Here is a 24320-nt window from a genome sequence, read left to right as displayed (position 1 = left end):
CGTTCCGCCGGGCATGGCCCGGCGCTACCGCCCGGACCAACCCGCTTTGGGTAGTGCCGCCGCGGCAATGGATACGGATGCAACCAAATTTCCCTTGCGCCACAAGGCCGCAAGGCTGGTGCAGTGCGGCATACTAGGGGTCTTGCCCCACAGGTGTGCCATGACGCGCGCGTTCAACTTCAGTGCCGGCCCTGCAACGTTGCCGGAATCGGTCCTGCGCCAGGCGCAGGCGGAAATGCTGGACTGGCACGGTAGCGGTGCCTCCATCGTGGAAATGAGCCATCGCGGTCCGGAGTTCATGTCCGTGGCCGCCGAGGCCGAGGCCGACCTGCGTCGCCTGCTCGACATTCCCGAGGACTATGCGGTGCTGTTCCTGCCCGGTGGCGCCACCACCCAGCAGGCGTTGATCCCGCTCAACTTCGCCAGCCCCGGCCAGCGTGCCGACTACGTGGTCACCGGCCACTGGGGCAAGACCGCAGTCAAGCAGGCCAGCCCCTACGTGGACGTCAACATCGCCGCCAGCAGCGAGGCCGAAGGTTATCGCCAGCTGCCCGAGCGCGCCGGTTGGCAGCTCTCTCCCGACGCCGCGTACGTGCACATTACTGCCAACGAGACCATCCACGGCGTTGAGTTCCGTGATGTGCCCGAGACCGGCAACGTGCCGCTGGTGGCCGACTTCAGTTCGTCCATCGCCAGCGAGCCGCTGGACGTGCGCCGCTACGGTGTCATCTATGCCGGTGCGCAGAAGAACCTGGGCCCGGTCGGCATCGCGGTGATGATCATCCGTCGCGACCTGCTGGAGCGTAGTGGCCAGCCACGCGCGGACATCTTCGATTACCGCTCGCACGTCGCCCGCGATTCCATGCTCAACACCCCGCCCACCTGGAACTGGTACCTGGCCGGTCTGGTGTTCAAGTGGATGCTGGCCGAAGGTGGCGTGGTCGAGTTCGCCAAGCGCAACGCCGCCAAGGCCGCGCTGGTGTACGGCGCCATCGATGCCTCCGGCGGCTTCTATCGCAACGAGGTCGCCCATTCGGCTCGCTCGCGGATGAACATCCCGTTCTTCCTGCCCAGCACCGACCTCGATGCCCGTTTCGTCGCCGATGCCAAGGCCGCCGGCCTGCTGGCGCTGAAGGGTCACAAGGTGGTCGGTGGCATCCGCGCCTCGCTCTACAACGCCATGCCGCTGGCCGGGGCCGAGGCGCTGGTCGCCTTCATGGCCGATTTCCAGCAGCGTCACGGCTGAGCAATGAACGGCGCGCATCGTCGGGTGCGCGCCCCGCAACAAGGAATTCCGATGGCAAGCAAACCCAGCAAGAAGGCGTCGAAGAAGGCCGAGCCGGCCAAGGACAGCGCCACTTCCAAGCCCAAGGGCAAGTCGAAGGCAACCGCGGTGCCGACCCTGGCGCCACTGGCACTGGCCGATGTGCGTTCGAAGATCGACCAGATCGACCGTGACATCCAGAGCCTGATCGCCGAACGCGCACAGTTCGCCCACCAGGTCGGCAAGGCCAAGGGCAAGCTCGCCGCCGCCGTCGACTACTACCGCCCCGAGCGCGAGGCGCAGGTGCTGCGCATGGTGGTGGATCGCAACGAAGGCCCGCTCAGCGATGAGCTGCTGGTGCACGTCTACCGCGAAATCATGTCGGCCTGCCTGGCCCAGCAGGAGCCGTTGAAGATCGGCTACCTCGGTCCGGAAGGTACCTTCAGCCAGCAGGCCGTGCTCAAGCACTTCGGCCGCTCGGCGCTGGGCCTGCCGATGGCCAGCATCGAAGAAGTGTTCCAGGAAGTGGAAGCGGGCAACGCTGATTTCGGCGTGGTGCCGGTGGAAAACTCGGGGCAGGGCACCATCCAGATCACCCTGGACATGTTCCTCACTTCCAACCTGAAGATCTGCGGCGAAGTGGAACTGCGCGTGCAGCAGTACCTGATGTCGCGCAGTGGCCGCATCGAGGACATCGAACGCGTCTACGGCCATCCGCAGTCGTTCATGCAGACCTCGGCATGGATGCGCGCCAACCTGCCCAAGGCCGAGAAGATCCCGGTGGCCAGCAACGCCGAAGGTGCGCGCCGTGCGCGCAACGCCGACGATGCCGCGGCCATTGGCGGCGAGAGCGCCGGCCATGTGTACGGCCTGAAGAAGGTCGTCACCAAGCCGATCCAGAACGATGCCGACAACACCACCCGTTTCCTGGTGGTGGGGCGCAACATCTTCCCGACCTCCGGCCATGACCGCACCTCGGTGCTGGTGTTCATCCATGACAAGCCCGGCGCGCTGTTCGATGTGCTCAGCCCGTTCGCGCGCCATGGCATCAGCATGAACCGCATCGAGTCGCGCCCCTCGCACCACGGCAAGTGGGAATACGGCTTCTTCATCGACCTGGCCGGTCACATCGACGACGCGCCGATGCAGGCCGCACTTGCCGAACTGGAAGCGCACTCGGCGCAGATCAAGGTGCTTGGCTCCTATCCGGTAGCCGTGCCCTGATCCCTGCTGCGGCGGCTGCGGCCGCCGCCCCTGATGCACCGCCGGCGATCCGGCGTTTACGGAACCATTCAACGATGAGCAACGCGCAGCACTGGATCGCCCGCAAGGGCCAGCCCCTGCAGGGCAGCCTGACCATTCCCGGCGACAAGTCGGTCTCGCACCGCTCGGTGATGTTCGCCGCGCTGGCCGATGGCACCTCGCATATCGAAGGCTTCCTGGAAGGCGAAGACACCCGCGCCACCGCGCGCATCTTCAGCCAGCTGGGCGTGCGCATCGAAACCCCCAGTGCGTCGCAGCGCATCGTGCACGGCGTCGGCATCGATGGCCTGCAGGCACCCAGCGCACCGCTCGACTGTGGCAATGCCGGCACCGGCATGCGCCTGCTGGCCGGCCTGCTGGCCGGTCAGGCATTCGACTGCACGCTGGTCGGCGACGAATCGTTGTCCGGCCGTCCGATGCGCCGCGTCACCGGTCCGCTGTCGCAGATGGGCGCGAAGATCGACACCGAGGAAGACGGCACGCCGCCGCTGCACGTGCATGGCGGGCAGACGCTGCACGGCATCGACTTTGCCTCGCCGGTGGCCAGTGCGCAGATCAAGTCCGCCGTGCTGCTGGCCGCCCTGTACGCGCACGGCGAAACCAGCGTGACCGAACCGCACCCGACCCGCGACTACACCGAGCGCATGCTGTCCGCGTTCGGCGTGGACATCGCGTTCTCGCCGGGCAACGCCCGCCTGCGTGGTGGCCAGCGCCTGCGCGCGACCGATATCGTGGTGCCGGCCGACTTCTCCTCGGCCGCGTTTTTCCTGGTCGCGGCCAGCATCATTCCCGGCTCCGAACTGCGCCTGAAGCAGGTCGGCCTCAATCCGCGCCGTACCGGCCTGCTGCACGCGCTGCGCCTGATGGGCGCGGACATCACCGAAGAGAACCCGGCAGAGCAGGGCGGTGAACCTGTGGCCGATCTGGTGGTGCGCTACGCGCCGCTGAAAGGTGCGCGTATTCCCGAAGAGCTGGTGCCGGACATGATCGACGAGTTCCCGGCATTGTTCGTGGCCGCTGCTGCCGCCGAAGGCCAGACCGTGGTGACCGGCGCCGCCGAGCTGCGGGTGAAGGAATCCGATCGCCTGGCCGCGATGGCGACCGGCCTGCGGGCGCTGGGCATGCAGGTGGACGAAACCGAAGATGGCGCCACCCTGCACGGCGGCGTATCGCTGGGCAGTGGCACCATCGAAAGCCACGGTGATCATCGCATCGCGATGGCCTTCGCCATTGCCGGCCAGATCAGCCACGGCGAAGTGCGCATCAACGACATCGCCAATGTCGCAACGTCCTTCCCGGATTTCGACGGACTGGCTCGCAGCGCCGGCTTCAACCTGGCCTGATCGGGGGGAGTGCCGGCCGCTGGCCGGCATCTCGCGCGTCCCGCCAAAGGTTCATGGGGTTGCCGGCCAGCGGCCGGCACTACCGGTCTCCGGCAGGCGCAAAAAAAACGGAGGCCCAGGCCTCCGTTTTCATTTCAGGCGTCAATCGGTGATCAACGCTGCTCGGTACGGAAATCCACCGGCACGCGTACCACGCTGGCCACCGCACGGCCCTGATGCATGGCCGGCTCGAACTTCCAGCCCTGCACGGTGTTCAGCACGGCACGGTCCAGGTCGCGGCTGCGCTCACCACTGCGCGACACGATCGCAGCGTCGGTCACGTTGCCGCGGGTATCCACGTTCAAGCTGGCAACCACGCTGCCCTGCACGCCGCTACGCAGCGCAGCAGCCGGATAGTTCGGCTTGCTGTTGCTGGCCAGCGGACGCGCCTCACGGTTGCGAACGGCCGGGGCCGCCTTGCGCTCACTCTGCGTGGGTGCGGCCTGTCGTGCAGCCGGGACAGGCGCGGTAGCAACCGGCGTTTCCGTGGCCGGCAGCATGCGCTCGCTTACCGGCGCAGGCGCAACGTCGTCATGGCTGGAGAATCGCAGCCAGACCAGTGCCGCGGCGAACATTGCCACGATCAGGGCCAGCCAAAGCCAAGGGGAGGCGGAGCGCGGCTCGAGCGCACCGTCCTGCTGCAGTTGCGGCGAATGAAGGTTCTCGTGGGTGGTGGCAGTCATCGCAAACTCCTCACGTCAGTAACGACGCCCAGAGTGTTGCCCGAGGCGGCGTCGCAGCGTGTCAGCATTGCGTCAACGCGACCTGCAAGGTTCAGCTTTTCTGCGGGGAAGCGTTCAGTTACTGCGGCTTGAAGTCGAACGGCACTTCAATGCTGCCGGGTACCGGCTGGCCATTGCTGACTGCGGGGCTGAAGCGCCAGCGACGCACCGCGTCCGTCGCTGCACGGTCCAGTTCGCGCGAACCGCTGCGCTGGATCACCGTCACGTTGTTCGGGTAGCCGGTGGCGTCCACCTCCACCCGCACCACCACGCTGCCCGCTTCACCGCGTCGCAGGGCGGCGGCCGGGTAGGCCGGCGGCGGCGACTGGCCGGCAATCGGCATCGGCTGCGCATTGGCGGTTGCCGGTGCCGCAGTACCCGGCGCGGCCGGAGCGGGTTCAACCGTGGCCGGTGGCGGGGGCGGGGCGGTTTCCACCAGCTTCGGCGCATCTCCCTCGTCCGGCACCGGGGCCGGCTTGGCGTCTGGCATGTCGCTGGAACCTGCCGCCGCGGCCAGTGGTTCGGGCAGCGGTTCCACCTGGGCGGTTTCCTGCGGCGTCTGCGCGGCCGGGTCGGCACGGAAGAATTCCTTGTCGCGTCCGGTCAGCCAGACCAGCACGAACAGCAGGATGCCCACGCCGAAGGCGATGCCGGCGATCTTCAGGGCGTTGCGCGGGATATGCACGGTGAACGACTTGGCAGGCGACGGACGGGGAGCAGACATGGACCAGACCAGTACGGAATGCCTCGATTCTGCCACGGCCGGAATGAACCGGGCGGCAGAATTCCGTATAACAGGCGATAATCCCGTTCCTGTTACCCACCACGACGCCTGCCATGCTTGATCCAGCCCTGCTCCGCCACCAGCCCGCCGACCTCGCCGAACGCCTGCGCACCAGCCGCGGCTTCGAGCTCGACGTGTCTGCCCTGGAGTCACTGGAGGCCGATCGCAAGCGCATCCAGGTGCGGACCCAGGAGCTGCAGAGCCTGCGCAACAGCCGTTCCAAGGCTATCGGCCAGGCCAAGGCCAAGGGCGAAGACGTTTCGGCCATCATGGCCGAGGTCGCCGCGTTCGCCGATGAGCTGAAGGCCTCGGAAGTGGCCCTGGACGAGCTGCGCGAGAAGATCGACACGATCTCCATGGGTATCCCGAACATTCCCGCCGATGACGTGCCGGCCGGCGCCGACGAGAGCGAGAACGTCGAGCAGTCGCGCTGGGGTACCCCGCGCCAGTTCGATTTCAAGGTGCTCGACCACGTCGAACTGGGCGCCCGCAACAAGTGGCTGGACGGCGAGACCGCCGCCAAGCTGTCCGGTTCGCGCTTCACCGTGCTGCGTGGCCCGATCGCCCGCCTGCATCGCGCCCTGGCCCAGTTCATGCTCGACCTGCACAGCGGCGAGCACGAGTACCAGGAAACCAACGTGCCGGTGATCGTCAACGCCGACAGCCTGTACGGCACCGGCCAGCTGCCCAAGTTCGAAGAGGACATGTTCATCACCCAGCTGGGTGAGCAGAAGCGTTACCTCATCTCGACCTCGGAAATCTCGCTGACCAATATTGCCCGCGACGAGATCCTCGACGCCGAGCGCCTGCCGCTGCGCATGACCGCCCATTCGCTGTGCTTCCGTTCCGAAGCCGGCAGCGGTGGCCGCGACGTGCGCGGCATGATCCGCCAGCATCAGTTCGAGAAGGTCGAGCTGGTTTCGATCTGCCGCCCGGAAGACAGCGACGCCGAACACCAGCGCATGACCCGCTGCGCCGAAGTGGTGCTGGAAAAGCTGGGCCTGCCGTACCGCAAGGTGCTGCTGTGCACCGGCGACATGGGCTTCTCGGCCATCAAGACCTACGACCTGGAAGTCTGGCTGCCGTCGCAGGAGACCTACCGCGAGATTTCCTCGTGCTCGAACTGTGGTGACTTCCAGGCCCGCCGCATGCAGGCCCGCTGGCGCAACCCGGCCACCGGCAAGCCGGAGCTGGCGCACACCCTGAACGGCTCGGGCGTGGCCGTCGGCCGCGCGATGATCGCGGTGATGGAGAATTACCAGAACGCCGACGGCAGCATCACCGTGCCTGAAGCCCTGCGCCCGTACATGGGCGGTATCGAAACCATTGGCTGAACCCGGTAGATGCCATGCTTGCATGGCACTGCTCTGGCTTTGGTGGGTGCCATGCTTGCATGGCACCTCATCCACGCATGGCGTGGATCTACTGGGCGGTGTGGCATCCACGCATGGCGTGGATCTACTGAGGCGGTGCGGCATCCATGCGCTGGGGGCTTAGGGCTTTGCAGTAGATCCACGCCATGCGTGGATAGCGCAATCCATCAACCCGCTGCGCGCAGCTTTTCCAGCGGCACCCAGCCCGCTTCCCCCGCCTGCGGCACACACCACGCCCACCCATTGAGCGTGCGCACGCCGCGCAGGTGCTGCCCCGGGTCCACATCAAGCTCCCGCGCGCAGTAATCCTCCGTGGCAAACGCGCCACCCTGCGAATCGCGACCGATCACCGGCGCCGGCACGAACCCCGGCTGCTGCCCCTCGGCCTCGCACAGAAACCAGTCCTCCCAACCCTCGGGTCCCTCATAACGTTCGCCCACCACCAGTGCCTGGCCACGGTGCAGGGTGATCGGGTGCGGAAATTCGCTGCGGTGCGCAGCCATCACGATGTAGTCCATCGCCCCATGATGGCAAAAAAAAGCGGCCCCGCAAAAGCAGGACCGCCAGGGTGGGCCGGGATGGGGGAGGGAATCCCGGCCCGCGTTCAGCGCCCAGACGAGGGAGAGAGGCGCCGAACGCTGGAACGCGTTAAGCCGCTGCCACTTCCGCCGCCTCATGCGACGGCAGCGCTGCCAGCGCACCGGCAATCGCGTCTTCGCGGTGCTGCGGCGAATAGGCAATGCCCTCGGCACGCACGAACTCGATGTCGTTGATGCCCCAGAAGGCGAACGTCTGGCGCAGGAAGGGCTCCTGGAAGTCCGCCGGCGAATCGGTGTAGATGCCGCCACGGCTGCTGACCACGATCACCCGCTTGCCACCGGCCAGGCCCACCGGGCCGTTCTCGGTGTACTTGAACGTGCGCCCGGCCACCGCCACGCGGTCGATCCAGGCCTTCAGGGTGGAGGGCACGCTGAAGTTGTACATCGGCGCACCGATCACCACGATGTCTGCGGCCAGGAACTGCTCGAGCACCTGTTCAGCATCAGCGGCCTCGGCCGGGTCGGTCTTGGCCAGCGAACCGCTGCGCAGATGCGGTACCGGATTGGCGTCAAGATCGCGATAATCAACCTGCAGGCCGTCGATCTGCTGCTTGAACTGAGCCACCACGGCGGCGGTCAGGTGGCGGGAGACGGAGTTGTCGCCAAGCACGCTGGCGTCGATGTGCAGAAGCTTCATGGCAGTACCTATGTTCGGGAGAGGTGGCGGGCTTGCCGCCGACGGAGAGAACGATAGGTTGTTGCATCGACGGGATAAAGGTGGTTGAATGCCACGTATTGTTCTATCAATGGAACTCGGGTATGCATGACCTGAATGATCTGTACTACTTCGCGATGGTGGTCGACCACGGCGGTTTCGCCGCCGCCGAGCGCGCACTGGGCATCCCCAAGTCGCGCCTGAGCCGCCGTATCAGCCAGCTGGAAACGGACCTGGGCGTGCGCCTGCTGCAGCGCTCCACGCGCCGCTTTGCCGTCACCGACGTCGGTACCAGCGTGCACCGCCACGCCCAGACCATGCTGGCCGAGGCGCAGGCCGCGCGCGAGGTGGTGGACCGCCTAAGCGCCGAGCCGCGCGGCCTGGTGCGCGCCAGCGTGCCGGTGTCGCTGGCGCAGATGCAGCTGCCCAAGCTGCTGCCCAAGTTCCTCGAGCAGTACCCGAAGGTGCGGCTGCAGCTGAACATCAGCAACCGCCGCGTGGACATCATCAACGAAGGCTACGACGTGGCCCTGCGCGTGCGCTCGCGGCTGGATGACGACGGCAGCCTGGTGATGCGCAGCTTCGGCCAGGTGCAGGAACTGCTGGTGGCCAGCCCGAAATACCTGGACCGTGCGGGCCGCCCGAAGGACCCGGAAGAGCTGGCGAACCATGTCACCTTGAGCATCAGCGAGGACGAAGCGCGCCAGCGCTGGGAACTGCATGGGCCGGAAGGCGCGGTGCGCCGGGTGGACCTGCAGCCGCGCGTGGCCGGTTTCGACTTCCCGCTGCTGCAGAGCATGGTGAAGGACGGCTTCGGCATCACCATGCTGCCGGAAACCGTCTGCGCCGATGCCGTGCGCAACGGCGAGCTGGAAGTGGTGCTGCCGGACTGGTCGCTGCCGCAGGGCGTGTGCCATGCCGTGTTCGCCTCGCGTCGCGGCCTGCTGCCGGCGGTGCGGGTATTCATCGACTTCCTGGCCGAACATCTGCCGCCGCAGCTGGAGGCCTCGCGCCTGGATTGCGGTGGCGCCTGCGAGAAGGCCAAGGAGCGGATCAAGGCCAGTGCGCTGGGTGCGTTGGCGGTGGACGCGGGCTGAGGGTTGCCTCCTAAGGAACAACGGTCTTGGGCAAATCGCCCGGCCGTGCGAGAATGCGTGCCCGGCCAGCAGGCTGGGCCGATACGGAGAGATGGCCGAGCGGTTTAAGGCACCGGTCTTGAAAACCGGCGAAGGGTTAAACCTTCCGTGGGTTCGAATCCCACTCTCTCCGCCAGCTTTTTCAAAAAGCCCCTGGAAACAGGGGTTTTTGTTGTCGCCGCAGCTGCGCGCCCATCGGACCGTCAGATCAGCATGCGCCCCTGATGTATGCACGCGCGCGTGGATGAGGCCGGGTGCGCTTACCCACGAAAACCACCTTTCGGCTTGCTATGGCACAACGGGTAACTGGAGCATGACCTGAAAGGCCCATGCGGTCCCGTTCTGTCGACAAACACCCCCACCTTGCATACGGGGCAGCGCTCGTCGTTGATAGCCGTCCCTGAAATCCCGGTGACCTCTACGGCACCTTCGTTCACCAGCTCGTCCAGGAACGGTGAGTGCTTCCCCTGCAGAGTGAACATCGCAACCGACCGTCGCGCACGCGTCAGCGCGACATAGAACAACCGTCGTTCTTCGCTCAGTGGATAAGTATCACCATCCGGCATTGCCAGGGAAAGCACCGGGTCATCCGAGCGTAGGCTCGGGAAGCTGCGATTGATCATGCCCGGCAGGATCACGTAGTCCGCCTCGCGCCCCTTCGATCGATGTGCTGTGAGGAACTCGACATCCATCGTGCTGCCGAAGGTCGTCTTCCAATCCGAAGGCACTGCACCGCGATCCGCGCGGTAGCGCCCCAGAACAAAAACGCTAACGCGCCCGTCGCGTCCCTGCGGAACCGCACCTGACAACAGCTGCTGGTGCAGCTTGGCAAGGTACTGGCGAACACCATCCTGCACCTCCTCACGCCGGTTCATCTGGAACGCCTGCAGCACCGGGCCCATTGCCGGCGTAGCAGAACGAACCGTCTTGGCAATCTGCGTCGGATTGCGGCTGATGAAGCGACTGGAGATGTCGCACAGCTCCTGCGGACAGCGGAAAGTCTGCTCCAGTTTCAGCACTTGCCCGTGCCCCACCCATTCGCGGAAATCGGTCATCACTGAAACATCGGCGCCGGCGAAGCGGTTGATCGACTGCCAGTCGTCGCCCACGGCAAACAGATAGCGGCCCGGGCGGTTGACCAAGGCGCGGCACAGGCGGGCGCGGGCGCGCGAGGCGTCCTGGAATTCGTCGGCCATCACCAGTTCGTAGGGCGATTCATAGTGGCCTTGTTCCAGCAGCTCGGCGGCCATGTTCAACATGTCTTCGAAGTCGATGCTGCGCTCATCGGCCAGCGCGTCATCCCACGCCTGGAACACAGGCCCCGCGATTTCAAGGAAGCGCCGGTAACGTTCCTTGAACTGATCCTCGGGCATCTGCCGCAGACGCTCGGACATGTCTTCCAGGCTCAGGCAGTTGCTCTTGGCGTGTGCAATGAAAGTGCGCATCAGCCCGATCAGATCGGCATCGGGCATGGGCTTGGCGCCGGTATCGGGCAGTTCGCGGTCCGGGTTGGGGTCCAGCTCGATGCGTGATTCGCCCAGCCGTTCCGATAGGTGGTGCAGGGCCTCGCCACTGCGTAGCCCGAACGAGGTGGTCTCGACCAGCGCGGTACCGCGTGCGGCATGCTGCTCGCGTTTCCAGCGCACGCCATCGGCGTAGTTGACAAACTGCTGCGGCGGCTGGCCGTCGGCATCCAGCGCGAGGTGCTCGTGGTACAGCTCGGCGTCCGGGTAATAGAAGTCCGGGTGATACTGGCGATGGGTATCCGTGGCGGTGTCGAACTCGTAGCGCCGCTCGTAGTCGTACGCCACGCCGTTGTAGAACAGCCAATCGGCAATCACGCACTCTTCCAGGCTCTTCACCCGTTCGCCCTGCAGGGTGCGGATGTAGGGGGTGCCATCTCGGTCGTAGCCATCGGCCAGCATCTGCGCGCCCAGTGGCGGCAGATCGCGCCCGAATACCAGCCGGAACATGTCCCACTGGGTGCGGAAGTGGGTCGAGCGGTCCTTCAGGTTGTCCACCAGCTCGGCCAGCTTGTTGAAGCCCAGCGTTGCATCGATGGCCCATTCGGGAATATCGGGCTTGCGCCCCGTCGCCTTGGCGATGATGGACAGGCCAAGTGCATGGAAAGTGCGCGCCTCCACCACGGTATCGCCCATGCCTAGCCGCTCGAAGGATCGCTGTGCCCGATCTTCCAGCTCTTTGGCGGCATCCTTGTTGAAGGCCAGCATCACGATGCGCTCGGGGGTCACAAAGCCACGGTCGATAGCGTAAGCAGCCTTGGCCACCATAGTGGAGGTCTTGCCGGAGCCGGCTGAGGCGACCACCTGCACGCGGTTGTCGAAACAGATGACCGCGCGGGCTTGTTCTTCGGTAAGCGGCTTGCTCTCCACCCGTTGCAGGAAGTTCCTGGCCAGCACCAGTTCGCGCGTTGCCATGGACGCGTTGGCCTCGGCCCAGACGGATGGCCAATCCAGTTCCCAGTCGCGCAGGGCGTCCAGCGCGGCACGGTGGCTGTGCGCGTGCAGGTCTTCGTGTACGGCGTCATCGAGGAACAGCTGCTGCAGCTCGGACGGCTGCAGGGGCAGGGCGGGGCGCTCGGCCAGCAGTGCTTGCTGCTGTTCGTGGGTGATCCAGCGGCGGTCGGCGCTGCCGCGGTCTGTCAGGGTGTCTGCCTTGGCCAGCCAGCAGTGGATCTGCGCGAGGATGTCTGCAAAGAGCGCTTTGCGACCGCGGGTCGTGCAGGTAAACAGGACCTGCTGCACGGCGGCCGAAAGCTGGGATGCTTGGCGGTTGGGCAGGCCATCGACGGACACCGTGTGATGGTCTTCAGTCTGCAGCTCGACCCGGGCCCAGAACAGGCCCGGAATGATCCGCACGCGCGCATCATCGTCCACGTGCTGGCGGTAGTGCTTGCCACCCATGCGAATCTCGACGTATTCGCCTTCCAGCCGCAGCAACCAGTGTGCTGAACGGGTCAAACGCTGGCCCCAGCCCGAGGGGCGCCATTCCATAGACATCCAGAAACTGCCTTGCATACGTCAATGGGCGTAAAGTGCCCTTACGAGCCAATGATAAGCGGGCTTGGTGTCGCTTGTGGCTTGTACCGCCTCCGTCTGGGCGAACGCAGGCTTGCACCGGGTTACCATGGGGCCCGCAACCCGAGCTCGCCGTCGTTCAATGGTTGCAATCCAGGAAGGATTCCAATGTCGAAGCTGATGCAGCATTTCCCGCGCCGAATCCGTGTGTTGGCCGTCGCGCTGTTGGCCGCAGCACTGCCCGCCGCTGCGCAGGCAGCCGTCCAATCATTGGCGTGTGGTCTCTGGTCGGAAGAGGCTGACGGGACTTGGGACGCCCTGCGCTATGTGGATGGAGCCACCGGGGCTACGGAATCGCGCGACACTTATCAATGGACATCGAAGCAGGTCTCTTTCGGCACCGGTGCCTCGTTCAGTTGGAATCTGATCTACCACTGGCCGAGTGATGCGACCCGTCAGAAGACCGTTCCCGAGCGCGACGTGGTTGTGGGCATGGAGTTCCGGTTCAACGCAAAGGAGATCGGCCAGCCACTGAAAGACCCGGGGCATACGTGGATTCATCTGTACCGCTTCGCCGATCCGGCCAGACGGTTCTCGGTTCACTCCACCAGCCTGACCAACACCATGGACTGGACGCGCCTGCAGGATGGAAGCCTGTATGGACGAGCGTTGTTGTCGCTGGACACGGTGCTGGCATTTGGTACGGACTTGGATGCACTTGTCTGGAACATCCGTCGTGGTCCCGATCCGCTGGGTGTGACCGAGTCCGAGTTTGCGGGCGCGCTGCCCGTGTTAGCGATGCGCGGCAAGATGGCGCGGGTTCCGCAACTGCGCCTAGCGCTGGACCGCAAGGCGGCGAACTTCCGCAGTGAATGCAAGGCGCCCATCATGATGGGGCAGTAGTGACCGTGGTCATGCCCCATGCGCGCCCGTAGCAGTCTGTGGCGGAACGCGTCGAACCTGTAGGCGGGTCGTGATCTGCATGATGGCGGCGCTTTGGGTAATCCGATCGTCGTAATCGGCCATGCCGTGGGCGACGGTCGACTGCTCCGGTGCGTGCGCTTCGTCACGGCTCCACTTCGCAGAAGGCCCCGGCTGTCGCAGGCTGCACACAATGCTGTTTCTGCCTCTTTTCAGCGCCGGACGGCACGCGAATCATGGCCTCGCCAAGGCACCTGCCTAGGCCGGGATTGGCGTCCCGAACTTACGTATCACTACGGATCGTGTTGCAGCCGCAACTGCAATCACGACAATGCACCGTCTGCCAGTCCATGGCGGGCGGTGCGTGGGGATCTCTCGATCCGCCGGCTTTAGTGGTACGTATCCGGCACGCCAACCCGCACCGTCCGCCACCTTGCATCTGCAGGTGGCTACACCGCGAGGTTGCCACCATGTCTGACCTGCTTCCCGACTATCCTCGTCTGCACGCGCTGCTCGGCGATGCCGTGCGCGATCTTCCCAATGCTCTCGCCGAAAAGATGGAAGACGCACTCAGTGATGTCGCCGAGTCCGCGCCTCCCTCTGCGTTCTTCACGTTCCTGCGAGGCCACGGCAAAGGCCATCGTGCGGACGGCACACCGTGGTCCGAAAACCGCCTCACGCCCGGTCGCGCTTTCGACTTGGCCTTGGCCACCCGCAGTGCCTCGGGCATCACCGCGCTCACTGCCATGTTGCACGCCGCACACGTAGCTCGGGAGAACGATGATCCGGGCTTCTATCCGTCGGCGGCCATGGTCGATGGTCTGTTCGATGCCTGCGAGGCGCTGTCACTACAGGTAGAGCGCTGTCTTGACCCTTGATTCACCGGTGCGCGGGCAGGGTGGGGACCTCCAACCTGGTCCCCATGCCTGCGGTTCAAGCGCCGTGCTACTCGTTATCGCTTTCTGCTTGATCTGCGCCGCTCGACCGCTTCGCGCGCTCTTTTAATTCAGCGACCAGGCGTCGCTGTTCTGCGTGCGGCATTTTGGCGGCGGCGAGAATGACATTGGCCAGTGCGTCGCTATCGGCCAGAAGATAGGCCAGCGGAACACCCAGTTCGGCAGCCATCTTTCCGGCAGTGGCAAAGTCCGGCTCCGACGTGCCCTGTTCGTAACGTGTCACCCGGCTGGACACCACGTCCTCAGACAAGCCAATGCGCCGGCCCAGCTCGCGCTGGGAGATGCCCATCGCCAAGCGCGCTTCTTTGAGGCGCTTGGTGAACTGGTCGCGGAGAGGTGTGGGCGACATTACCCGCCTGGGCGCATTCTGTAACGGTCTACAGGATGGCAATCGCCCCACAATTCGTATGCTACATTATGTGTAGCATCGTGGGTCGGAGTAGCGTATGAAGCCGTCTTCGCGGCCAGCGCCGCCTGGCAGCACAACATCGACAATCTGCCTTGCCTGCGGATACCGCGGCCCGATGGCCATCCGCAATGGCCGCGTGCATTGGTCTGGCTCGGGGTGGGCATTCACGCTTCTCGCGCTGCTTGGCGGTGCAGTTGGTTTCGTATTGATGGGCGTCATCGGGATGCTGGCCATGTCGATACTGATCGGCATTGTGGGTGCACTCGCGGTCCGCCCGGCATCTGCCTACCACTCCTGCCCGCAGTGCCGCGTCGATCTGCAGTGGCGTTGAAGGTGCCAACTGGCACGGCGATGGAGGTGCGTAGGAAAAATCTGATCGTGGGCGGGTAGTGATGACGTTCCTGTCCCGTTGATCGGCCTTTGCCTATAGTGGAGCCAAACCCCGCAATGGAATGGCCCGATGCACCCGATGTCCTCCGGCCGGTGCCTGGCACTCGCAATCGCCGTCGCTGTGAGCGCCAGTGCCTGCGCACGACCGCCATCCACCGAACACGAAAGGAATCCCACCATGCCTGGCGCAACGCAGACCGGCCGCACCCTAAACGGCCACACCTACACCGACGCGCCCGTGGATGTGAAGCTGGGGCCGAATACCTTCCGCATCCCCGCCAATTATCTGGACAGCCAGATTGCGCCTTGGCCGGGGGAGGGGGTGACGCTGGTTATCGAATGGCCTGACATGAAGCCGACGGCGCCGGGCGCACGGGCGAATCCGAGGACCAATGATTTCCGCAAGGAGATCGCGGTGGCGGTGAACTACATCGACAGGATTCCAATCGAAACGTCGCTTGCGCGACTGTCGTCCAACGAGGCCATCACCGAGGAGGGATCGGTGGAACGTGGTGATCCACGGGCACGCCTGGACCTGCGGATTGCCCGGCCAGCGACGCTGGGGCTGGTCCCTTATGCCATCGATGAAGAGAAGATGGCCCGCTATTCAAAGGACTACGAGGCCCGCTACGGCAAGCCTCCTGTTCGAAACCCGGCCTATGAAGATGACTGGTATGTTGCGCGCAACGAAGATGGTCAGCTCACCACATTCATAAAGTGCGAGACCATCTCGTTCCGGGGTGATGGCGTGCGCCTGGAAGGCGATCAGGTCATCGACCTCGACGACCCGGTGGCGGCAGGATGTACGCACTATTTCGTGGATGTCGAGAACAAGCTCTCGATCACCTTGAACTACAAGCGGGCATTCCTGAAGGACTGGAAGCGCATGGAAGACGCGGTACGGGATGCCTTGGCACGCACCAAGGCCAGGTGATCCGAAGACAATTCAAGGAGTAAGTCATGGGTGGACTGACCCAGAAGGACATCAGGATCCTCACTGCCTATGCGGATTCGGGCAACCGGGAGCTCTACTGGAACTATCTCTCGCAACTTCCCGGTGCAGACGGTTATGGAACGCTGGCGTTGGGTGTTGTGCGCAACGACAGCCTGCCCGGGCGGGTGGCAAACAGCTACGCCCAGGAACATGCGAGAACGCAGCACGACGATGGTTCACGCTTCCCCAATGCGGTGTTGAGTGAACGGCAATGGGAAGCCTTCGGACAGAGTCTGCTCAAGCAGGACCTCGTGTTGCGGCAGTACTGGTCGCAGCAGCAGCGCCCGGATCTTGCCTTGAACCTGCCCGGCAAGGATGTGATGACCGCGCACGACCGCGCGTTCGAGCAGCATCGCATGGATCCCAATTGCTGGACACCCCGCGTGCTGCTTCAGGCCGCACTGGAAAAGAGTGGCCCGCAGAAGCTCGAGCAGATCTGGAGCAACATGCTCGACAACGATGGGGCCGGATTGCCTCGGGTGGGAAGTACCAGCCGCGATGCGATCACCCAGATGGGATTGAGCAAGGGGAGCCAGTACCTCGGCACGCTGACGTTCCATGAAGTCACCCAGGCCCTGGGTGGCCACTCCTCGGTCGACCCCAACGTCATCGGCGGCCTCAATTCCTACGCGCTCTACTTTGAAAAGGACGGCAAGTGGGCCAGTGTCACCTCCGGCGGCGGCCACAGTTCGCTGCGCGAGATCACCAATCCGGCCCGCATCGCCGAACTCGATGATGCCCGCGAAGTCCGCCTGGAACGCCAGCAGAAGGCCACCCAGTTCCACCCGGAAGACCCGTATCGAACCATCACACGCAGCCCGCTTACTGCATCGGTCGACGGCATGCCCGACCTCCAGCGCGGCCCGATGCGTCTGGCAGACATCGGACCGGGCCACGCCGATTACGGTCTGTTGCAGCAGGTCAGCGGACATGTCGCCGGCATCGACGCGAGAGCGGGGCGCACGCCGGACGAAAACAGTGAACGACTGACGGCCAGCGTGATGGCCCTTGCTCGGCAGAACAACCTGGACCGTGCCGACCATGTGCTGCTCAGTGTGCAGACCGCGGACAGCCCTGCCGGCCGCAACGTGTTCGTGGTGCAGGGTGATATGAACGACCCGGCGCACCTGAGGGCGTCCATGCCCACCGATGTGGCCGTGCAGACACCGGTAGAGCAGTCGTTGCAGCGGCTGGAACTGGCCAGCGCGGAACGACAACAGGCCCTGTCCCAGCGTCAGCAGCAGGAATTGGACAACCAAGTGCGCGAGCATCCGGCAATGCGGCAGGCATAGTGCGCAGCAAGGGGGCAGTGGGGTATTCCCATTGCCCCCGCACCCGTCACTTGCCCGGTGCGTCGGCTGTCTGGGCAGCCACCATCGCCTGCTGCATTTCCTTCAGCGACAGGTAGCCATCGCCGTCGGTATCCAGCCCCGTGAAGTACTTCGCGATTTCCGGCACCACGGTCGCTTCTTCCTTGCTGATCTTTCCGTCCTTGTTCTTGTCCATCGCAGCGAACGCGGCATCGATCGAGTCAGCCTGCTTGCTGAAGCGCGCCTGCTGATACGTAGCAAACTCGGCCTTGTCGACGCGACCGTCCTTGTTGCTGTCCATCGCGGTGAAGGTGGAATCGACATAGGCCTGTTTCGGGTCGGCGGGCGCGGCCTGTGCAAGCAGCGGGGCGGCGCACAGCGCGATCAGCAGGGCGGTTTTGTTCATATGCATTGCATGTAGTCCTTGAGCGAGGGAGTCAGCGGCAGGGGTAGGTGTAGCCATCGCGGTCGCGATAGCTGTCGGTACGACGGTCGTAGTTGCCGTAGCGGTTCATGCAGTAATCGGCGCGCTCACGTGTTTCCCGCTCGCGCTTCGCCGCTGCCGCAATCACGCCCGCCACCACGGCCGCACCCACGACGCCGACCACTACGCCTGTGGCCTTGGCGTCGTGTCGGCGCTCACGTTCGCGGTCACGCTCCCGCTCCCGTTCTCGGCGCTGCCAGTCATCGCGATCACGATCACGATAGTCCTGGTTCCACTGCGGGTTGTAGCGGTCACTACGCTGCGCATGGGCATCGCCGGAATACGGCATCAGCACCAGCAGTTGTGTGGCTGCTGCCAGCAGCAGCGCAGTCCTTCCTGTTTTCAGAAACATCGTCCAGCTCCTGTGCGGACATAGTCGGTAGCTGCAGTACACACCGCAGACATTGCGCGAACCTGCCGTCACGACAGGTAATTGCAGCGCCTACCGGACCAGCGCCTCCACCGGGTCCAGCTGCGCCGCACGACGTGCAGGCAGGAAACCGAAGCCGATGCCGATCAGGCTGGAACACGCGAACGCCGCGATGATTGAATTCGCTGAAAACACCAGGCTGAAGCCCACGTCGGCCAGTGCCAGCACTGCGCCCAGCAGCAACGCCACACCAATGCCCAGCACACCACCAAGCAGGCACACCAGTACCGACTCGATCAGGAACTGCTGCAGGATGTCGCTGCGGCGCGCGCCCACGGCCATGCGTACGCCGATCTCACGGGTGCGCTCGGTCACTGATACCAGCATGATGTTCATCACTCCTATACCACCCACCACCAGCGCGATGGCGGCAATGGAGCTGATCATCATGGTGAGGATGCCGGTGGTCTGTTCAATCGAGAGGCGGATCTGCGCGTTGTTGCTCATGTAGAAGTCGGTACTGCCGTGGCGGCGGGTCAGCAATCGTGCGATGGCCTGCTCGGCCGCTTCCATGCTGATCGCATCGGATACGCGCACGGTGATGCTGGATACATGGCTCTGGCCCAACACCCGCGCCATGGCGGTGGTGTAGGGCATCCACACCCGTAGCAGCGAGGCGTCGCCGGCGGCGCCGGCATCTTTCTTCACCACACCCACCACGCGCACCGGCACGGTGCCCAGCAGCAGGGTCTGCCCGATGGGGTTCTCGGCTGCGGCGAAGAAGCGCGCGCGGGTGTTGGCGTCGATGATCGCCACCTGCTGATAGCCAGCCACACCCCGCGCGTTGAAGAAGGTGCCTTCGCCCAGTTTCAATCCATGCACGCGGAAGTACTGTTCGCTGACGCCCTGCACCTGCACGCTGGCGGAGCGGTTGCCACGCATCGCGGTACCCGTGGTGGCTACGCCGGGGGTGGCACTGTCCACGAACGGTTGCCCGGCCAGGGCCACGCTGTCACCTGGGGTAAGGGTCTCCACCCGCGCCGCGTGCAGGTCGCCAAAGCCGGAGCCTGGATAGATCTCGATGGTGCTGGTACCCAGCGAAGAGATGTTGGACAGGATGGCCTGACGCGCGCCCGTACCCAGCGCGACCACCGACACCACCGAGGCGATGCCGATGATGATGCCGAGCATGGTCAGGAAGGTACGCATGCGGTGTGCATTCATGGCGCGCAGGGCCATGCGGAAAGCCTCGGAGAAGCGATCACGCACGGCCTGCCAGCCGCTGCCATCGCCGCGTTGCGGCAGAGCGGTCGGCGCCACGCGCGCTGCCGACGCAGTAGCCGTGGCACGGTCATCGACAATCCGCCCATCGCGGATCTCGATGATGCGCTGGGCGTGCTCGGCCACGGCCATGTCGTGGGTCACCAGCACCACCGTGTGGCCTTCGGCATGCAGTTCGCCGAGGATCTTCATCACTTCCTTGCCCGACTGTGTATCCAGTGCGCCGGTAGGTTCGTCAGCGAAGATCACCGCACCACCATTCATCAGTGCGCGGGCAATCGACACGCGCTGCTGCTGGCCACCCGACAGCTCGCCGGGCAGATGCTGCATGCGTTCACCCAGGCCAAGCCGCGCCAGCAGCTCGGCGGCCCGTGCGTGACGCTCAGCGGCGGGCATGCCGGCGTAGATCGCTGGCACTTCCACATTGCTCAACGCGGTCAGGTCGGTCAGCAGGTGGTAGCGCTGGAAGATGAAGCCGAAGTGTTCGCGGCGCAGCTCTGCCAGCTCGTCGGGCGACATCTGCGCGGTCTGGCGTCCCGCAATCTCGTACGCGCCCGCAGAGGGCCGATCAAGGCAGCCGAGGATGTTCATCAGCGTGGACTTGCCAGAGCCGGACTGGCCGACTATGGCCACCAGTTCACCGGCATGGATGTCCAGGTCCACACCGTCCAGTACCACCAGGGTCTGTTCACCGGCGGCGAATTCACGGCGCACCCCACGCACGCTCAGCAGTGGCTCGCTCATGGCTGCGCTCATCGGGGCTGCGTGGGCGCGGTGGCGGCTTCGTCGCTGGCTTGAGCCAACACGACCTGCTCGCCTTCCTTCAAGCCGCTGCGCACTTCCACCTGGATCTGGTCGTCCAGTCCGATGGTGATACGCCGCGCCACGGCGCGCCCGTCTTCACCGCGAACCTGCACGCTGTAGCTGCCATCGCCGGCCCGCGCACCCAGCGCGGCGGAGGGGATGGTCAGCACGTTGCGGGCACGGCCGAGCACAATCCGCACCTGCGCGGTCATGTAGCTGCGCAGGCGGCCGTCGGCGTTGTCCACGTCGAACTGGCCGTTGTAGTACATGGCGGTACGACTGCCACCGGAAAGCGCTGGCGACGCGAGGCTGGACGTATCTTCGTTGGTGATCGATTCGGGCGCTGGCGCGATGTCGCGCAGGGTGCTGCTGTAGCGGCGGCCTGCGTCGCCCAGGATGGTGAAGAAGACCTCCTGGCCGACCGTGGTGTGCACAACATCGGCCTCCGAGATCTCGGCATAGACGGTCATCACGTCCTGGTTGCCCAGCATCACGATGGTGGGTGCGCTCTGTACCGCGTTCACCGTCTGCCCTTCGCGAGCGACCACCGCCAGCACCGTGCCGTCGGTAGGTGCGGTGATGCGGGTGTATTCCAGATTGGTCTGCGCGATGTCCACGTCGGTCTGCCGCTGCACGATCTCACCCTCCAGCGCTTTGATCTGTTCGCGGGTTGCCTCCACCTTGGCGTTGGCCGCGTCGAAGTCGGCACGAGCAACCAGCTGCGATGCGACCAGCCGTTGCTGCCGCCGCAGGGTCAGTTCGAACTGGCGTAGATCGGTGGCCAGTGCATCGCGGTTGGCGCGTGCGGCGCGCTGTGCCGCCTGCGCACTCAGCAGTGCATTGCGTTGCGTGCGTGAATCGATGTCGGCAATCGGGTCACCGGCCTTCACCTTGTCGCCCAGCTGCACGTGCAGTGTTTCGATACGACCGGAGACCTGCGCACCCACGCTCACCAATCGCGATGGCTTCAGGGTGCCGGTGGCCTCCACCACCTGTGCGATGTTCCCACGTACCACCGGCGCGAGTTGCAGCGATGGCGGTGGCGCCGGTCGGAGCCAGAGCCAGGCGGCAATGGCAGTGCACAGTACTGCAGCAGCGATGAGCAGCAGTCGGCGGTGGTTGCGTGGCGCGGTGCTCATTCGCACAGCATCCGGAAAGGGCAGGTCATCGGTGGTCCTCGCGGCAGGAGAGATGCACGCGCCGGGTACCGGGCGTGGATGGCCGTCGAGTCTCAAGGTGATGGATTGCGTGAACCTTGCGGCGCTGTCGTGGTTGTCAGGTCACTTCCATGGCGATGACCAGCGCCACGGCGACGAACTGCAAGGCACTGCCCAGCACCAGCAACGCGCTGCGCAGACGGTCGGATGTCATGCGCAGGCTGCAGAGCTGGCACAGCGTGCCGATCACCAGGCCTGCGGCAGCGAGTGTGCTGGTCGGCTGCACGTGCACGCGTTGTATCGCCAGCGGGACCCATGCACCGGCCAGCATCATCCAGGCTGCATGCCTGTCGACGGTGCGCAGAGGAGCGGGGAGGGTTCGCTCTGTGGTTGATCGCCATGCGGACAGCGCGTGCAGCGCGGCATGTGCGACGACGAAGAGCAGCACCGCGCTGGTCAGGGCTGCGTGTGCATGGCGGTGCGTTGAAACCACCAGTGCACCGCCTGGCAGCAACAGGAACAGCGCGGCAAAAAGGCGCATCAGTGCGTTCGGACGCTTCGCCGCAGGGATCGCGCGCAGCCACTGAGGCCAATGCGGCATTCCGCGCGCGCGATCGGCATGCGAGCGTCTATTCCACGCAGCCGCGGTCAGGCCGGATGTGGCCGGTGTCGCGCGGGATCGGGCAGAAGAGGAGGGGGGAGGAACTCCTTCGGTCACGTGCAGGCTTCCTGTCAGGACGGAACGCGATGGCACCGCAGACGCCATCGATCCGATGCTGCGCAGCGAACATTGCCGCAACCTTGCCTGTCATCGCTGTCTGCCGCGCATGGACAGGCGACAGTCACGGATGTGTGGACGTCTTCAGTGCTCTACCGGTGGCGCAGAGGCAACGCCCGGATGCAGCGGGAAATCGACGCGGATCAGCGCGCCGCCACCTGGGGCATCCAGAATCGTGACGTGGCCGCCGTGACGGTCGATCACCTGCCGCACCAGGTTCAGTCCCAGGCCTGCGCCGGTCTGGCGGGGACGCAGCCGCTGGAAAGGTTCGAACACGCGCTCGCGCTGGTCCACCGGAATGCCGGGGCCATCGTCTTCCACTTCCAGGCAGCTGCCCTGCACCCGCACGATGATATGGCGGCCACCGTGCTCGGCGGCATTCAACACCAGGTTGGAGATCACCCGCTCGACCGCACCGGCTTCGCCCAGCACCGGGAAGTGGGGCTCCACCGCCACTGCCACCGTCTTGTCCGACTGGATCAGCAGTGGCGCCAGATCGGCAGCTACCCGTTTTGCCACCCGGGCCAGGTTGAGGGTTTCCTTCGGACCGTCCTCTTCCATGCGATGCAGGTCCAGCAGCTGCTCGGCCAGCGTCGCCAGACGCGCGACTTCCACGGCCAGGCTGCGCGAAGTCGAATCATCCGCGGCATCGATCTTTACCCGCAGGATCGCGATCGGCGTGCGCAACTCATGCGCCGCTGCGGCGATGAAACGGCGTTGCCGCTCGTGTCCTTCATCCAACCGGCCCAACGCATCGTTGACGGCGGTCACCAGCGGCGCGATCTCCACCGGCACTGCGGTCTCGGTCAGGCGGATGCCGCGACGGCTGGCCGAGATGTTGCGGGCTTCCTGCGCGATGCGCTCAACACCGGCCAGTGCCCGCCGCACGATGATCGGCGTCAGGATGATGGTGGCCAGCGCCAGCAGCAGGAAGATCGGCAGGGTGATGATGTGCGCGGCCAACGCCATCTGCATGGTCAGCGAATCGGTTTCGCCATGGGCCATGATGGTCAGTCTGCCGGCCGGGCCGCTGTGCTGGCGTACCACGACCGCCAGGCCATCGCTGCGATCACGGCCGCGCAGGTCGCCATAGGGGATGCCATCAAGGGCGCCGACCAGCGAGGCATAGGCCGGAGGCACATGGCCGAAGGTGACGTGGTGCCCATGCTCGTCCTCGGCGATGAACCAAGCACCCGGGACGATCTTCAGCAGTTCCGCCAGCTCTGGCGTGTGCACTACGTACAGTTCGCCGGCGCGGTCGCGGTGCACCGCCTCGGCGGCCACCGGTGCGAAGGTCTGGATGGTGTAGTAGCCACCGCTGTCGGCACGAACCAGCACCATCAGCAGGGCGAAGAACGCCACCAGCAGGGCCAGCAACTGGTAGATCAGCGTCTTGACGATCAGCGGGCGCTTCAACGACGGGCGACGCGCCATCACTTGCTTTCCCGCATCAGATAGCCAACCCCGCGAATGGCGTGGATCTCCACGCCCGCATCGGCGTCAGCGAGTTTTCTGCGCAGGCGCGAGACGTGCGAATCCAGGGTGTTGGAATGGATGCCGTCGTCGAAGCCATACACCGCCATCTCGATGGATTCACGCAGCACGGTGCGGCCCAGGCGCCGTGCGAGGGCGGCCAGCACCCGGATCTCGCGCCGCGGCAGCTCCAGCCGCTGGCCGCCCACACTGGCCTCGCCCGAGGCGGGGTCGAACACCAATCGGCCGATGCTGATGGACTCCACCTGCAATCCGCTTGGGCGACGGCCCGCAGCACGGATCCGCGCGAACAGCTCCTCCAGCGCGAAGGGCTTGGCCAGGTAGTCATCGGCGCCTTCATCCAGGCCGGCAATCCGGTCCGGCAACTGGCCCAGCGCGCTCAGCACGATGATCGGCACCCCGGGATTGCGCTCACGCAGCAGGGAAATCAACGCCAGGCCATCGCCATCGGGCAGGGTGCGGTCCAGCAGCACCAGATCGTGCAGGCCGCACAGGGCCGCCTCCCGCGCCAGTGCCAGGGTATTGGCCACGTCCACCACATAGCGCTCGCGCTGCAGGGCGGACTTGAGGGTGGCGGCCAGTTCGGCTTCGTCTTCGATCAGCAGGATGTGCATCAGCAGGGCTTGGGCAGGGAGAGGCCGCAGAAGGGCGGTTCGGCACGCGCCGGCACCGTATTACAGGAACATTGCGTGAACATGGCGTGCCTCCGCATCTGCCGGAAGGCCATGGCGGCAGGTGGTGAAGCCGAAGGTCCGG

At 65.1% G+C, this 24320-nt stretch carries 23 protein-coding genes and 1 tRNA gene; 11 read left to right on the top strand and 13 right to left on the bottom strand.

Annotation, left to right across the window (positions count from 1 at the left end; genetic code table 11):
* Window positions 1-160: 160 nt before the first annotated feature.
* From serC to aroA, 3 genes are all read left to right on the top strand, one after another.
* Window positions 161-1246, top strand: a complete 1086-nt coding sequence (gene serC, locus AC1DKR_RS02975) for a 3-phosphoserine/phosphohydroxythreonine transaminase (protein WP_033831459.1) — start codon at window positions 161-163, stop codon at window positions 1244-1246.
* A gap of 51 nt (window positions 1247-1297) precedes the next feature.
* Window positions 1298-2488: a prephenate dehydratase gene (pheA, locus tag AC1DKR_RS02970; RefSeq protein ID WP_025878757.1), complete on the top strand. Its 1191-nt coding sequence runs from the start codon at window positions 1298-1300 to the stop codon at window positions 2486-2488.
* A 74-nt stretch (window positions 2489-2562) separates the two neighbouring features.
* On the top strand, window positions 2563-3870 hold the full coding sequence (gene aroA / locus AC1DKR_RS02965; RefSeq protein WP_478031003.1) for a 3-phosphoshikimate 1-carboxyvinyltransferase: 1308 nt from the start codon (window positions 2563-2565) through the stop codon (window positions 3868-3870).
* Between the two features lie 152 nt (window positions 3871-4022).
* Here the strand turns inward: aroA and AC1DKR_RS02960 are convergent, their stop codons facing one another.
* Together AC1DKR_RS02960 and AC1DKR_RS02955 are read right to left on the bottom strand one after the other, a co-directional pair.
* On the bottom strand, window positions 4023-4592 hold the full coding sequence (locus AC1DKR_RS02960) for an energy transducer TonB (RefSeq protein ID WP_033831457.1): 570 nt from the start codon (window positions 4590-4592) through the stop codon (window positions 4023-4025).
* A gap of 118 nt (window positions 4593-4710) precedes the next feature.
* Entirely contained in the window at window positions 4711-5355 is a 645-nt protein-coding gene (locus AC1DKR_RS02955) for an energy transducer TonB (RefSeq protein ID WP_033831456.1), read from the bottom strand.
* Window positions 5356-5468: 113 nt separating this feature from the next.
* Between AC1DKR_RS02955 and serS the strand changes: the two genes are divergently transcribed.
* On the top strand, window positions 5469-6749 hold the full coding sequence (gene serS / locus AC1DKR_RS02950) for a serine--tRNA ligase (RefSeq protein ID WP_025878753.1): 1281 nt from the start codon (window positions 5469-5471) through the stop codon (window positions 6747-6749).
* Window positions 6750-6955: 206 nt separating this feature from the next.
* Here the strand turns inward: serS and AC1DKR_RS02945 are convergent, their stop codons facing one another.
* A complete protein-coding gene (locus AC1DKR_RS02945) occupies window positions 6956-7306 on the bottom strand; it encodes an SH3 domain-containing protein (RefSeq protein ID WP_478030999.1) in 351 nt (116 codons plus the stop codon).
* A gap of 130 nt (window positions 7307-7436) precedes the next feature.
* Complete coding sequence (locus tag AC1DKR_RS02940) at window positions 7437-8024, bottom strand: FMN-dependent NADH-azoreductase (RefSeq protein ID WP_033831454.1); 588 nt, start codon at window positions 8022-8024, stop codon at window positions 7437-7439.
* A 122-nt stretch (window positions 8025-8146) separates the two neighbouring features.
* On the opposite strand from AC1DKR_RS02940, the gene AC1DKR_RS02935 reads away from it, so the two are divergent.
* Both AC1DKR_RS02935 and AC1DKR_RS02930 read left to right on the top strand, forming a co-directional pair.
* On the top strand, window positions 8147-9139 hold the full coding sequence (locus AC1DKR_RS02935; RefSeq protein WP_025878750.1) for a LysR family transcriptional regulator: 993 nt from the start codon (window positions 8147-8149) through the stop codon (window positions 9137-9139).
* An 85-nt stretch (window positions 9140-9224) separates the two neighbouring features.
* Window positions 9225-9314 (top strand) — tRNA-Ser (locus AC1DKR_RS02930).
* A 124-nt stretch (window positions 9315-9438) separates the two neighbouring features.
* Here AC1DKR_RS02930 and AC1DKR_RS02925 read toward each other — a convergent pair.
* Entirely contained in the window at window positions 9439-12192 is a 2754-nt protein-coding gene (locus tag AC1DKR_RS02925) for a UvrD-helicase domain-containing protein (RefSeq protein WP_478031216.1), read from the bottom strand.
* A 192-nt stretch (window positions 12193-12384) separates the two neighbouring features.
* Here AC1DKR_RS02925 and AC1DKR_RS02920 point away from each other — a divergent pair, with 192 nt between their 5' ends.
* Window positions 12385-13119, top strand: coding sequence for a hypothetical protein (locus AC1DKR_RS02920; protein WP_442244348.1), 735 nt, complete (start codon window positions 12385-12387; stop codon window positions 13117-13119).
* Between the two features lie 488 nt (window positions 13120-13607).
* Window positions 13608-14015: a hypothetical protein gene (locus AC1DKR_RS02915; protein WP_265951113.1), complete on the top strand. Its 408-nt coding sequence runs from the start codon at window positions 13608-13610 to the stop codon at window positions 14013-14015.
* 67 nt (window positions 14016-14082) lie between these two features.
* Here the strand turns inward: AC1DKR_RS02915 and AC1DKR_RS02910 are convergent, their stop codons facing one another.
* Window positions 14083-14442: a helix-turn-helix domain-containing protein gene (locus AC1DKR_RS02910; protein WP_265951112.1), complete on the bottom strand. Its 360-nt coding sequence runs from the start codon at window positions 14440-14442 to the stop codon at window positions 14083-14085.
* A 175-nt stretch (window positions 14443-14617) separates the two neighbouring features.
* Here AC1DKR_RS02910 and AC1DKR_RS02905 point away from each other — a divergent pair, with 175 nt between their 5' ends.
* The 3 genes from AC1DKR_RS02905 to AC1DKR_RS02895 all read left to right on the top strand — a co-directional run bounded on the left by AC1DKR_RS02905 (window position 14618) and on the right by AC1DKR_RS02895 (window position 17178).
* Entirely contained in the window at window positions 14618-14833 is a 216-nt protein-coding gene (locus AC1DKR_RS02905) for a hypothetical protein (protein ID WP_265951111.1), read from the top strand.
* A gap of 129 nt (window positions 14834-14962) precedes the next feature.
* Window positions 14963-15826 (top strand): Smlt3025 familytype IV secretion system inhibitor, encoded by an 864-nt coding sequence (locus tag AC1DKR_RS02900; protein ID WP_363734387.1) that lies wholly within the window; start codon window positions 14963-14965, stop codon window positions 15824-15826.
* A gap of 26 nt (window positions 15827-15852) precedes the next feature.
* Window positions 15853-17178 carry a Smlt3024 family type IV secretion system effector gene (locus AC1DKR_RS02895; protein WP_478030992.1) on the top strand — a complete coding sequence of 442 codons (1326 nt, stop codon included), beginning with the start codon at window positions 15853-15855 and terminating at the stop codon, window positions 17176-17178.
* Between the two features lie 46 nt (window positions 17179-17224).
* Here the strand turns inward: AC1DKR_RS02895 and AC1DKR_RS02890 are convergent, their stop codons facing one another.
* The 7 genes from AC1DKR_RS02890 to AC1DKR_RS02860 form a co-directional block, all read right to left on the bottom strand.
* On the bottom strand, window positions 17225-17602 hold the full coding sequence (locus AC1DKR_RS02890) for an EF-hand domain-containing protein (protein WP_265951108.1): 378 nt from the start codon (window positions 17600-17602) through the stop codon (window positions 17225-17227).
* 31 nt (window positions 17603-17633) lie between these two features.
* Window positions 17634-18032, bottom strand: coding sequence for a hypothetical protein (locus tag AC1DKR_RS02885; protein ID WP_478030990.1), 399 nt, complete (start codon window positions 18030-18032; stop codon window positions 17634-17636).
* Between the two features lie 90 nt (window positions 18033-18122).
* Window positions 18123-20075, bottom strand: a complete 1953-nt coding sequence (locus AC1DKR_RS02880; protein WP_478030988.1) for a MacB family efflux pump subunit — start codon at window positions 20073-20075, stop codon at window positions 18123-18125.
* Window positions 20076-20083: 8 nt separating this feature from the next.
* Entirely contained in the window at window positions 20084-21274 is a 1191-nt protein-coding gene (locus tag AC1DKR_RS02875; RefSeq protein WP_478030986.1) for an efflux RND transporter periplasmic adaptor subunit, read from the bottom strand.
* Between the two features lie 136 nt (window positions 21275-21410).
* A complete protein-coding gene (locus AC1DKR_RS02870) occupies window positions 21411-21833 on the bottom strand; it encodes a hypothetical protein (RefSeq protein ID WP_478030984.1) in 423 nt (140 codons plus the stop codon).
* 321 nt (window positions 21834-22154) lie between these two features.
* Window positions 22155-23504: a sensor histidine kinase gene (locus tag AC1DKR_RS02865; protein ID WP_478030981.1), complete on the bottom strand. Its 1350-nt coding sequence runs from the start codon at window positions 23502-23504 to the stop codon at window positions 22155-22157.
* Window positions 23504-24178 (bottom strand): response regulator transcription factor, encoded by a 675-nt coding sequence (locus AC1DKR_RS02860; RefSeq protein WP_080148505.1) that lies wholly within the window; start codon window positions 24176-24178, stop codon window positions 23504-23506. Before AC1DKR_RS02860 ends, AC1DKR_RS02865 begins: the two co-directional genes overlap by 1 nt.
* Window positions 24179-24320: the final 142 nt, after the last annotated feature.

The organism is Stenotrophomonas sp. 01N47, assembly GCF_056399165.1.
The sequence above is the reverse complement of the archived record's forward strand: the minus strand, read 5'-3'. Positions and strand labels throughout refer to the sequence as shown.